Below are 11,978 nucleotides of genomic sequence, written 5' to 3'. Positions count from 1 at the left end.
CTTTAAATAGCTGGATAGCCGGCCGATGCGATCGCTTTCCTAACTTCACTTTCCGACTTAGCTGTTTGAATCGTGACCAATTTTGTCTTGATATCCGCCTCAACCGTGGAGGCTGAGTCAATGGCTTGGACTGCTTTTGTGATTGTAGTCGCACAAGCAGAACAAGCCATCTTAGGAACTTTTAGCTGTAAAGTCATAATTTGAACCTCAGCAGAAACTACTCTGCTCAATCAATGAATTAACTCTATTGTAAAGTCTCCAGTCCACAGGAGAGTCAAGAGGAATTGCAAAATAAATCAGAAATTATCAAAAAACTGGTGTGACACGCTACCCATAGGGGTAAGGCGCGCACTGTGCACCCTACATAATTAGGTTCAAGTGAGTCCTGTAAATCTTAACTTTGAGTGCGATCGACGGCACAGCAATAATTATTTACAATTCCGAGGCCAAAATTTCATCCTAATTTCATTTATATGTGGAAAGCTGAAGATAAATGACCTTTTTAAGGATATAAAATCTATGAAACCAATTTCATTAAAAACAGGCTTTGCAGGGCTGATATTGACCGCCGCAGCCGCTTTAACCAGCGGAGTGCTTGCAGCTTGTTCAAAAGCCCCTTCCAGCGAAACTCAAGCCCCAAAGGTTACGGCTGCAAAGGAAGCAAACAACAAGCAAGACATGGCACAAGGCGGCGGCATGGGTGGCATGAATCATGGCATGAATCACAATATGTCAATGGATTTAGGGCCGGCTGATGCCGACTACGATTTGCGGTTTATTGATGGCATGACAGTACACCATCAAGGTGCTGTAAAAATGGCTCAAGATGTGCTTAAACAATCCAAACGCCCGGAAATGAAAAAACTTGCCACTGATATAATTGCTGCTCAAAACCGCGAAATTAATCAAATGAAAGAGTGGCGAAAAACTTGGTATCCCAAAGCCAGCAGTACGCCGATGGCTTATCATGCTGCCATGGGTCACATGATGGCCATGACTCCCGAACAAATGCAAAGCATGATGATGAGCATGGATTTAGGGGCCGCTGACGACCAATTTGACTTGCGATTTATCAATGCGATGATTCCTCACCACAAAGGAGCTTTAGTGATGGCTGAAGATGCTTTGAAGAAGTCAAAACGCCCCGAAATGAAGAAATTGTCTCAAGAAATTCTGACTTCGCAAAAGCAAGAAATTGAGCAAATGAAACAGTGGCGGCAAGCTTGGTACAAACAGTAATTTAGCTCCCCTTAACAAAACGTGATCCAAATCCCGAAAATGAGTGACATTAATCACAGTAGCTCAAGAGTTCCGAAAATACTTGCTTCACCAAAGCAAGAAATTGAGCAAATGAAAAAGTGGCGACAACCTTGGTAGACAAAGTAATGTAGATCGACTGTGGCTGTCAGCATTTGTCTGACTCCACCTCAGTTTCCTGAGATTACCTAGACATACTGTAGATAATTGAGCCGCCCTACCTCTAAAGTAGTAGAAAGTTACGTAAGAATACTGTAGACGATGGATAACCCCTACCTCTAAAGTAGTAGATAAGTCAGCAAAAAGCTATATAGATAGAGAGGGTAGTTTATGATATTGAATAGCTTGGAATTAACCACAACTTATAAATCAAATTCAGCCGTAGATGAGCTAGTGAGCGCATTGACAAACGCAATTGAAGCGCAAGCAGAGATAAAAAAACCGGAAAAAAATCTACAGCAAAATCGCTTGTCATTAGGCGAAACTTATCTTCGTATTTTAGAATCTGGTGGGCATCTGGGCTGCTGATGCGAAATTTCATCCTAATTTCATTTGACCGTGAAATACTAGGTTGAGTAGAGCAATTCTAGCTCTTGGTCATTGCTTAGCGGTCGCTTCTTGGAAAATGCTAATAAGTAACTTTACTTAATGGGTATCACTTACTTACCTTGGCATAATACCAACTGCTAAACCTGTGGCACTCAACCTGATTTCAAGGACAATGCCAACGATGATATCCCACAAATATGCTCTATCTCCGGCAATTATTAGCAGCTTTTCGGGAAGTTTGTTGAGCTTAATTTGGCTAAGCTTTCCTGCCGCTGTTTTTGCCCACGCTGGTCACGGAAATGAATTTCACCAAAGAGGCGAAATAACTCAAACTCCTGCTGCTATTTCTGTCGATGCCGAAACAGCAAAACGATTAGGTATTAAAGTCTCCCCTGCCGCCCGCCAGCGACTAGATATCGGCATCAAAACCACAGGACAAATTGAAACTTTGCCCAACCAAAAAGTCGAAGTGACGGCTCCTGTTGCTGGCAAAGTAGTAGAGTTGCTGGTTAAGCCTGGCGACAAAGTATCAAAAGGTCAACTGGTTGCGGTTTTATCGAGTTCAGAATTAGGACTGTTGCGGGTTGAATCTCTCTCGAAACGTGCCGAAGCTGAGGCAGATTTGCAGCAAGCCGAAGGCGATCTCAAACTAGCACGAGAAAATTACGATCGCCAACTTCAAATATCCGCAGCAGAAATCGCCCAAGCCCAAACCCAATTGACAGCGGTAACTAAGCAGTACCAGCGAGAACAAGAATTAGTAAACAAGCGTTCCGTTGTGCAAGCCGCTAAAGAAAACTATCAACGTCAAGTTGAAATAGCGCAGGCCGAAATAGCGCGGGCTGAAACAGAATTAACTATTGCTAAAGAACAGTTCGATCGCGACCAAGAATTAGTGGCATCAGGAGCGATCTCGCGGCGGACAATGCTGGAATCGCAAGCCCACTTCGCCGAAGCAAAAGCCGCTGTTGCCAAGGCAAAAAGCCGTCCTGAAGTTATCAAAGCCGAAACCGAAATTAAACAAGCCGAAGTAGACCTCCCTATGCGGGAATTGCGGGAATCTCAAGGCAGAGTAGCAGAAGCAAAAGCTCAACTTACCAGAGCCCAGAGCCGCCGGGAAGTCCTAGAAGCCGAGAACCAACTCAAACGCGGCAAAACTGCCGTCGAAGTCGCTCAGTCGCGCATTCGCTTGGCTGACGCAGCCTATCAAGCGCGGCTCCAACAATTAGGAACTATTGCCAACGATCGAGGACTCGTTACCGTAGTTGCTCCGATTTCGGGGACGGTAGCCGATCGCGAAATCACCCTAGGAGAGTCAGTAAACGCTGAAAAACCGTTGATGAGTCTGTTAAATGACAGCCGCGTTTTTGCCACAGCCAATATTTACGAAAAAGACCTGAATCAAGTAAAACAGGGTCAGGAAGTCAGGGTAAAAGTCGCTAATTTACCCGATCGCACTTTCAATGGCAAAATCGCCTTAATTGGCTCATCCGTGGAAGGAGAAACGCGGGTGGTGCCGGTGAAAGCAGAACTAGATAATATTAACGGCGAATTAAAGCCCGGACTGTTTGCGGAGTTGGAGATTTTAACAGACAAAACTGCAACAAATATTTTAGCAATTCCGAATGCGGCGGTAGTGGATGTTAGCGGTAAAAAAACCGTTTACGTCCAAAATGGCAATGCTTATCAAGCGGTTGAAATTGAACTGGGTCAAACTGCTGGAGATTTAGTTGAAGTGAAGAGGGGTTTATTCGAGGGAGATTTGATAGTAACGCAGCGAGCACCTCAACTTTACGCACAATCTTTGCGGGGCGGCAGCAAGCCCTCAAAAGACGAGGCAAAGAAAGAGGCAAATCCCAAGATAACAGAAGTTAATTTTAATAATTTACCCGTGTCTTTATGGTGGGCGGGAATAGGAGGAGGAGTTGCGATCGCATCCCTGACTTTTGCAGCCGGCGTGTTGTGGGGAAATCGGCGCAAATTTCCAGCACTAGCAGCCGATTCTGGAACCAATGCCGGAAACAATAGTTTTTCCGCCTCTGCACCGGCGTTGGACAATGAACTGCTGTTACACAATGACAACCATCACGTTAAAACTCAAGACGCAGAAGTCAAGAGTTTAAAGTAACAGCACGACACGGAAGTCACGGATACACGGATAGCTGTTTTTATCAATTCCCAATGCCCAATTCCCAATGCCTAATTCCCAAATTATTAAATGTTCAGCACAATTCTCAGATGGGTAATTAACCGCCGCTGGCTAGTCGTTCTCGCCACCATTATTGTTAGTCTTTGGACATTATATATCATCCCCCAAATGTCCCTTGATGTCTTCCCTCCTTTTGCACCGCCGCAAGTCGAAATTCAGACGGAAGCACCGGGTCTCGCGCCGGAAGAAATCGAGTCTTTAGTAACACTGCCAATTGAAAGTGCGATTAATGGAACTCCTGGGGTGACAGCAGTGCGATCGTCTTCCGCTGTGGGTCTTTCTGCAGTTAAGGTAATCTTTGATTGGGGAACTGAAATTTATCAAGCGCGCCAGTTGATAACAGAACGGTTGCAGCAAGCTCAAAGCAAGCTTCCCGCAGGAGTAGAGGCACCACAAATTTCTCCCACAACTTCTCCTGTGGGTACTGTTATTACCTATGCTTTTACCTCGGAAACTACTTCTTTGATGGAAGTGCGCCGTCTGGTTGATTGGCAAGTTACAAATCGCCTTCTAGCAGTGGCTGGCGTTGCTCAAGTAGTAGCTTACGGCGGCGATCAGAGGCAGTATCAAGTATTAGTAGAACCTGCCAAGTTGAAAGCGTTTAATGTGTCGTTGCAGCAAGTTGCCGAAGCGGCGGCGGCTGCGAATGTTAACGCGCCGGGGGGGTATTTAATTACGCCGGATCGAGAAACTTTAATCCGGGGGGTGGGGCGAATTGAGTCTGTGGAAGATTTGCAGCAATCGGCGATCGTCTCTCGCCACGGAACACCTGTCAGAATTGCTGATGTAGCTGATGTCAAAATTGGTGCTGCAATCAAGCGGGGCGATGGCAGTTTTAACGGCAAAAAAGCTGTGATTGTGATGGTAAACAGACAGCCAGTTGCTGATACTCCGACGGTAACTAAAGCGGTTGAGGCAGCAATGGCTGAGGTGCAGCAAGCTCTGCCCAAACATATTAAAGTTACTGTGACTTTTCGACAGGAAGAATATATTAATTCCTCGGTGGAGAATGTGCGAGGGGCTTTAGTTGAAGGCAGTATTATCGTCACCCTTATTCTCATCCCGTTTTTGATGAATTGGCGCACTCTGACGGTTGTTTTGCTGGATTTCTTTCTGACTTGGCTGTTCGGTTTGCTGGCGATGTATTGGCTGGGGCTGGGGCTGAATACCATGACTTTGGGTGGTTTGTCGGTGGCGATCGGCACTGCGATCGACGATGCGATCGTCTATGCGGAAAATACCTACCGCAATTTGAGAGAAAATACGTCTTCTCTTCATCCACGTCCGGTGATGGATGTGATTTTTGACGGCAGTCAAGAGGTGCGCGATTCGTTAATTGGAGCGACTGTTATTGGCATTGTGGTGTTTTCGCCAATTTTTACTTTGCCCGGTGTAGAAGGTCGGATTTTTACGCCGATGGGGATTACTTATTTGGTAGTTGTTGTGATTTCTAGTCTGGAATCGCTGTTAATATCTCCGGCACTTTGCGCTATCTTGTTGCCTACCAAACGCATGAGTTCACGAGAACCCTGGTTGCCAAGATTTTGCAAGAAAAAATATCATTGGATCGTAGAATTGTCAATGCGTTATTCGGGGATTATTTTAGCTTTAGCGGCTGCTAGTATGGTGGCTGCATTAATTATTTTGCCTTCCTTTGGACGGGTGTTTTTGCCGGAGTTTCAGGAGCAAACTTTGGTAAATACTATTCTGCTTTATCCGGGGGTTTCTTTGGAGACAACAGATAGCGCGGCTTTTGCTATTGAAGATGCACTTAAGGATGATAGCAGGTTTGAATACGTGCAAGTGCGATCGGGCAGAGCTCCCGGAGATGCTGATGCTGCGGGAGTTAATTTAGCTCACATTGATATCGGTTTGAGCGAGGCTGGGATGAAAAACAGGCCGAAAACTTTGGAGTCGCTGCGGCAGGAATTTGCTAGATTGCCGGGAGTTGCACCAAATATCGGCGGTTTTATTTCTCACCGGATGGATGAGGTTTTATCTGGTGTCCGAAGTCAGATTGCTGTCAAAATCTTTGGCCCGGATTTGGAGCAACTTCGCAGCATCGGTGCCCAAGTTGAAGAGCAAATGAAAACAGTTGAAGGAATTGTGGATTTGCAACTAGAACCCCAGGTTCCCGTGCAACAAATTCAAATTAAGTTTAACCGCCAAGCTGCGGGTAGATACGGTTTGAAAATAGGAGAGCTTTCAGAAATTATTGAGACAGCTTTGAACGGCAAAGTTGTTTCTCAAGTTTTGGAGGTGCAGCAAACTTTTGACTTGGTTGTTTGGTTGCAGCCTGAAGCCAGAAATAACTTAGAAACTATTCAGAATTTGCTGGTAGATACTCCAAGTGGCAACAAAATCCCCCTCGCCCAAGTTGCTACTGTCAAATACGGTACGGGCCCCAATACGATTAACCGTGAGAATGTTTCTCGCTTGATTGTGGCGGCGGCTAATGCTAAAGGTAGGGATTTGCGATCGGTTGTGAATGAAATTCAAGCTAAAGTCAAACGAGAGGTGCAGTTGCCTTTTGGATATTTTATCCAGTACGGCGGTCAATTTGAAGCAGAACAAAGAGCTTCGCAAAATATTATGATATTTAGTGCGATCGCCTTTTTGGTAATTACCGTATTGATGTACTTGTCCGTCAAGTCGATCGCTTCAACTGCTATGATTATGATTAATTTGCCTATCGGATTAGTGGGAGGAGTCATTGCGGTAGCTTTGACTGGCGGCATCATCTCTGTAGCTTCCCTGGTTGGCTTTGTCACATTATTCGGGGTTGCTACCCGTAACGGCTTGCTTTTAGTAGACAACTACAACTCTAAGTTTGCCGAAGGACTGCCTTTTAAGGAAGCTATTGTTAAAGGCTCGATGGAACGGCTCAACGCCATCCTGATGACCGCTTTAACTTCAGCTTTGGGTTTAGCACCTTTAGTATTTGAAGGCGGGGCGGGCCAGGAAATTTTGCAACCGCTGTCAGTAGTAGTTTTAGGAGGATTATTTACTTCTACAGCACTAACTCTGTTAGTTTTGCCAGCTTTGTATGCTCAATTTGGGACATTTTTACGACCTCAAAAACCTCAGCCAGTTATTGAAGACGGTAAGGTACTTAATGTGTGATATTTTCTAATGATTGTCCGTCAGCAAGGAGTTAAACCAATGAAATCGCTCAAGTCTAGCTTAGTTATTCTAGGTAGTGTCGGATTACTGTTTTTGGGAGCTTGCAGTAAAGGCGACCAAGCAAGCGAGCCGAATACCACTCCAGCATCCCCTCCTGTCGCCTCTCAACCTGCGTCTTCGGCTCCCGCCACTGCTCCTGCAACAGCAACTAAAGGGGGGCAAGTTGTAAAGTCTGGAGCTTACTATTTAGAGTTTGTACCTGAAAAAGAAGCTACCGGAACTCATTTAGATGTTTTTTTGCAAAAAGGGGAGAAAAAGGAACCAGTTCCTAACGCCAAAATGACAGCTCAAGTGCAGTTGCCGAATGGAAAGCAGCAAACCCTAGCTCTCAAGTATGATGCTGAGGGCAAACATTACGCTGTGGTGTTTCCCGGCAAAGATGCAGGAAGTTATCCCGTGAAAGTTACTGCGGATATTAACGGAGAAAAAGTTGACGGTCGTTTTACCTTCAATCAATAGATAGCTGATTTCCTAATGCGCCCATAAGTGAGAGCGCATTAGGAAATCAGCAACAAACAACTGCCTCCTACATTTCCACTAAAAAGCCGATCGTATTTTGATCGCACTTAATTTCCTATTTCATTACCTGAGTTTTTTTGAATGGGAAAAACACTCGACCTGCCAAACTTTGGAGGTAGATGCCGCCGACGGTAATTAAAAAGACGAAATAAGCCATCGCCTGCACGACATAGAGCTTATCCGTGTAGCCAAACAGCGCACTCAACAACAAACCTGGAAACTTTTCTTCGGGAAGCAGTTGCGAGGTATTCCAGACCATCGGCCCGAGAATGCAAGAGTGGATTTTAGTAAATCTTTCGTAATAGAAACACAGTGCTGCTGATTCGCGATTTGTTTGCGATAAAATATTCATCGCGCTGTCAAAAATACCCAAAGTAGATACCACTAAACCCGCTACAATAAAGAGCAATAAAATGCCCATATATTTGAAAAACAGGCGGATATTAATTTTGACTCCCCATTTAAACAGCAGGACGCCAAGTCCGGCGGCTGAAAGTATTCCTCCCAAAGCGCCGATCGCCGGAATAATGCCTTGTTGAAACTTGGCGACGACAAACAAAACAGTTTCAAACCCTTCGCGCAAAACGGCAATAAAAACTAAACTAAATACGCCCCAACCAGCATGAGAGTTTTGCGTTAAGGCCGCACTCACAGCGCCTTCAACTTCGGCTTTCATAAATCGCGCTTGTTTTGTCATCCAAATCAGCATCCAGCTCAGCATTGCGATCGCTATCAGCCCAAAGATTCCCTCTAGCAGCGACTCCATAATCGGTGCAAAAGGCTGATTGGATGCGGATAAAATTTGAATAGTCCAACCGAACAGTATACCTATCAAAGCGCTGGCGATAAGTCCAACGCCAACACCGCCGAAAACCCAAGGACTTAAATAACTTTGTCCTGATTTTTTGAGACAAGCGAGAACGATTCCGACAACTAAGGCGGCTTCGACTCCTTCGCGCAGAGTAATTACAAATGTGGGCAATGCTTCGCCAAAATTCATTTTTTTATGGTAGGAATGGGAGTAGTTAAGGAGCGAGGTAATTGGCAGATTATTTACCAATTACCGCCGACGATGAGAGTGAGATTTTTAGGATGCTGGTTTGAGAACTTTTTGGCTGTCGCTTTCGATAGTTTTAACGAGCTGGCTGACTTGTTCGGTGGTTTTTACGGGGGCGGGGGGTGCGATCGCCGTTGGCCAATTTGTCTTCAGTTCAGTCATGTTGGCAACAATTGCTTTATCGATTTCCGGGCTGGTTTTAGCCACTTGCTCGGCGATATCTTTGTACAGCATTTCCGCGTACATGACGAAACCCCGCGAATCTTGATATTCAATAATTGCGGAAATTTTGCCGTTAGCAACTGCCGCTCCGTATTCGGAATTAGCTGTATCCAGCAAGCCGTTAATCACTTGCAGTACGAATTTCGGATCTTTTCGCTGGGCTTCGGGAAGGGCGGCAATTGCTCCGTCAACTGCTTGCATGGATGTGTCGAATTCCGCATTCACTTGAGCCGGATCTTTTGCACCCGCTTTAACTAAATCCTGCAATTTAATTAAAGTAGTCTTAAATTCAGTAATTTTACGCTCGTTTAGCTGATCTTCCACATCGGCATAAATTTCTTCTACTGGATGCCCGATGTGAGGTTCTGCCTGGTCTGGTTTGCCTTGAGCCAAGAGTTCTTTGGCTACGAAAAGATGCCCTTTCATCAATCCCATTTTAGTCATGAAGTCTACATCTTTGGCTTCCCCTGTCAGCACCACATCTTCAATAGTTACCAATTCTTTTATTTCGTCGAATTGGGCTTGAGTAATGACATTTTTTGACACCAATTCTTCGACTTTTCCGTAAGGGCGGCTGGCTTGAATTTTGTTAGAAAGTGCCGGCACTCCTAACTTGGCTTCGAGTTTATCTAACTCTGAAAGAATGGCAGTATTGATGTTGATGCCGCCTTTGCCGCCGTGGTTCATGCTGTGACCGCTTGTGGATGGGGGACTGGCTGTGGCAACGGGTGAGGCGGTGCTGCTGGTGTTGCTGGCTGTGGGGGAAACGCAACCGGTCAGAGCAACGAGGATGGCTGTAGCCGTGGCGGTCGGTAATAAGCGAAAGGATGGTAACATGGCAGTTGCTAATTTTTACTTTATGTGCATTTGGACTCACAACTTATTAAGAATAATTCTCAATTTGTGAGCTATTTATTCTACCTATGTGCGATCGAGCTTGTCAAATAATTTCATAGTTTCTTTATTTGAATCGGCGCACCCTGGTAGCAGGATTGGGTTTAAGTGATGACTTCAAATACACCCATGCAGCCAGCTTCGGCGATGGCATCTTGATGGGGATGAAACATATATTTTCCAGCGTAGCCGTAAGTAAATTCTAAGATATGTCTTTCAGCTACTCCCATTGTGATGACATCAGTTCTTTCACTGGGAGTTAAAGTCATTCCCGTGCGATATACGTCAAAAAAATTACCGTGCAAGTGGAAGGTTACTGCTGCTTCGTACTCAATTAGGTTGAGGACGTAGAGCCGAACTAGCTGATTTTTATAGATAGAGATAGGGTTTTTCATGTAATAGTTGGGCAACCCGTTAAAAGCGTAAAGTTCGTTTTTTTCGTCCTCGTTTACGTCATATCCCGCCATGATTAACATGATTTCATCGGCGGGAGGACGGGGTTTTGGCGGATCGACAATGAACATTCCATATAGTCCTTTACCGATATGGCGTGTTACGGGAGCAATATGGCAGTGATATAGATGCACTCCGTAAGGATTGGCATCAAATTCATAAATAAATACCGAACCGTTTCTCACAGGTTTAACGCCATCCATTTCGCTGGTATGAATTCCGTGAAAGTGCAGCGAGTGAGAATGTCCACCTTTGTTAGAAAAGATGACGCGGATACGATCGCCCTGAGTTGCCCTCAATGTCGGCCCGGGCACGCGATTGTTGACGTTCCAGGTGTTGAAAGTGACGGCACTGTTAAGTTGGACGATCGAAGTATTAGCTTCCAGGCGAAATTCCCGAACCGTGCGTCCATTTTCGCGCGTCACCGTGCCGTAATCAAAATCCCGCGCAATCTGCATCGGGTTGATGTTGCTAGATGCGACTGCATCGGCGGGCATTGGCGGTATTCTCGCGGCTGCCGGTCGTTTTTGGGTGAAATTTTGCAATGCGATCGCGCCGCCCGCTACCCCAGCACTGGCTATTCCTAGCTGTAGGAGTTGACGGCGACTCAAGCGCCCCGCCATTTTAATGACGGAACGATCGGATAAGTCTGCCATTTTTCTTGAAAATAATTCTCAAAACTTTGGTCGCATTTGAGTATAAGACATTTCCCGCTTGTTGTCAATAATTGTCAACTATAATCTTTTTCTTCCGCAAACTCAGAAGATTTCATGCTGATTTCATCTAAGTGTGCCAACTTAGATGCTGGGGGTTGGCGCTGTCGGCGGCTAACAATGTATAGAGATTTAGCGCTGTAAATTAGTGTTATGAGAGTTTTGCTAGTTGAAGACGAGCCCGATTTAGGAAAAGCGATCGAGCGCACTTTAAAGCAGGAAAAATATATAGTTGATTGGGCTTTGGATGGCAGTGAAGCTTGGCAATATTTAGACAGTCACTGGATGCAATATAACCTGGCTATTTTTGACTGGTTGCTACCAGGATTGTCAGGATTGGAACTGCTGCGGAGATTGCGTGCTAAAAATAGCGCCCTGCCCGTCTTGATGCTAACCGCCAAAGACCGAATGGAAGATAAAGTTGCGGGACTAGATGCCGGGGCTGACGATTATTTAGTCAAGCCGTTTGGCATGGCGGAACTATTAGCAAGATTGCGGGCTTTGCAAAGGCGATCGCCCCAAATTCAACCGCAACAGCTACAGGTAGGAAATCTGGTTTTGGACTGCGGAAATCGCACTGTGTGTCATCTCGGTCGCAGTGGTAACAGCCAGATAATTTCTCTAACAAACAAAGAGTTTCAACTGCTAGAATACTTTATGAAACATCCCAACCAAATTGTCACCACTGACAAAATTCGGAATCAGCTATGGGAAGTTAGTGCAGATACCTTTAGCAATGTGGTAGCAGCTCAAGTGCGCTTGCTACGGCGCAAACTTGAATCAGTTGGCGGCACAAATTTAATTGAAACCGTTCACGGCGTCGGATACCGCATGAGAAATTAAAGCTGTAGGGGCAGCGGCGGGCGGATTATATCTCGTTTCCAGTATCTGGCTATAATATATAAAACTCGATCGTAAAAAT

The 11,978-nt window shown here is 45.4% G+C and carries 10 protein-coding genes; 6 read left to right on the top strand and 4 right to left on the bottom strand.

The features are described from left to right. Positions 1-2 precede the first annotated feature (2 nt). Positions 3-197 (bottom strand): heavy-metal-associated domain-containing protein, encoded by a 195-nt coding sequence (locus QT994_RS04540; protein ID WP_333172131.1) that lies wholly within the window; start codon positions 195-197, stop codon positions 3-5. A gap of 322 nt (positions 198-519) precedes the next feature. On the opposite strand from QT994_RS04540, the gene QT994_RS04535 reads away from it, so the two are divergent. The 5 genes from QT994_RS04535 (at position 520) to QT994_RS04515 (ending at position 7,657) form a co-directional block, all read left to right on the top strand. Further along, positions 520-1,239 carry a DUF305 domain-containing protein gene (locus tag QT994_RS04535; protein ID WP_333172130.1) on the top strand — a complete coding sequence of 240 codons (720 nt, stop codon included), beginning with the start codon at positions 520-522 and terminating at the stop codon, positions 1,237-1,239. 348 nt (positions 1,240-1,587) lie between these two features. After that, on the top strand, positions 1,588-1,785 hold the full coding sequence (locus tag QT994_RS04530; RefSeq protein WP_333172129.1) for a hypothetical protein: 198 nt from the start codon (positions 1,588-1,590) through the stop codon (positions 1,783-1,785). Between the two features lie 202 nt (positions 1,786-1,987). After that, positions 1,988-3,934: an efflux RND transporter periplasmic adaptor subunit gene (locus tag QT994_RS04525; protein ID WP_333172127.1), complete on the top strand. Its 1,947-nt coding sequence runs from the start codon at positions 1,988-1,990 to the stop codon at positions 3,932-3,934. A 90-nt stretch (positions 3,935-4,024) separates the two neighbouring features. Continuing rightward, on the top strand, positions 4,025-7,138 hold the full coding sequence (locus QT994_RS04520; RefSeq protein ID WP_333172125.1) for an efflux RND transporter permease subunit: 3,114 nt from the start codon (positions 4,025-4,027) through the stop codon (positions 7,136-7,138). Positions 7,139-7,177: 39 nt separating this feature from the next. Next, entirely contained in the window at positions 7,178-7,657 is a 480-nt protein-coding gene (locus QT994_RS04515; protein ID WP_333046765.1) for a hypothetical protein, read from the top strand. 115 nt (positions 7,658-7,772) lie between these two features. Here QT994_RS04515 and QT994_RS04510 read toward each other — a convergent pair whose 3' ends face one another. The 3 genes from QT994_RS04510 to QT994_RS04500 all read right to left on the bottom strand — a co-directional run bounded on the left by QT994_RS04510 (position 7,773) and on the right by QT994_RS04500 (position 10,999). Beyond that, a complete protein-coding gene (locus QT994_RS04510; RefSeq protein WP_333172123.1) occupies positions 7,773-8,717 on the bottom strand; it encodes an FTR1 family protein in 945 nt (314 codons plus the stop codon). Between the two features lie 87 nt (positions 8,718-8,804). Next, positions 8,805-9,833, bottom strand: a complete 1,029-nt coding sequence (locus QT994_RS04505) for a helix-hairpin-helix domain-containing protein (RefSeq protein ID WP_333172121.1) — start codon at positions 9,831-9,833, stop codon at positions 8,805-8,807. 161 nt (positions 9,834-9,994) lie between these two features. Next, positions 9,995-10,999 (bottom strand): multicopper oxidase domain-containing protein, encoded by a 1,005-nt coding sequence (locus QT994_RS04500; protein WP_333172119.1) that lies wholly within the window; start codon positions 10,997-10,999, stop codon positions 9,995-9,997. 210 nt (positions 11,000-11,209) lie between these two features. Here QT994_RS04500 and rppA point away from each other — a divergent pair, with 210 nt between their 5' ends. Next, entirely contained in the window at positions 11,210-11,899 is a 690-nt protein-coding gene (rppA, locus tag QT994_RS04495; RefSeq protein WP_333172117.1) for a two-component system response regulator RppA, read from the top strand. Positions 11,900-11,978: the final 79 nt, after the last annotated feature.

Origin of the sequence: Microcoleus sp. S13_B4 (assembly GCF_036700885.1) — a bacterium.
Classification (GTDB): domain Bacteria; phylum Cyanobacteriota; class Cyanobacteriia; order Cyanobacteriales; family Microcoleaceae; genus Microcoleus.
The sequence above is the reverse complement of the archived record's forward strand: the minus strand, read 5'-3'. Positions and strand labels throughout refer to the sequence as shown.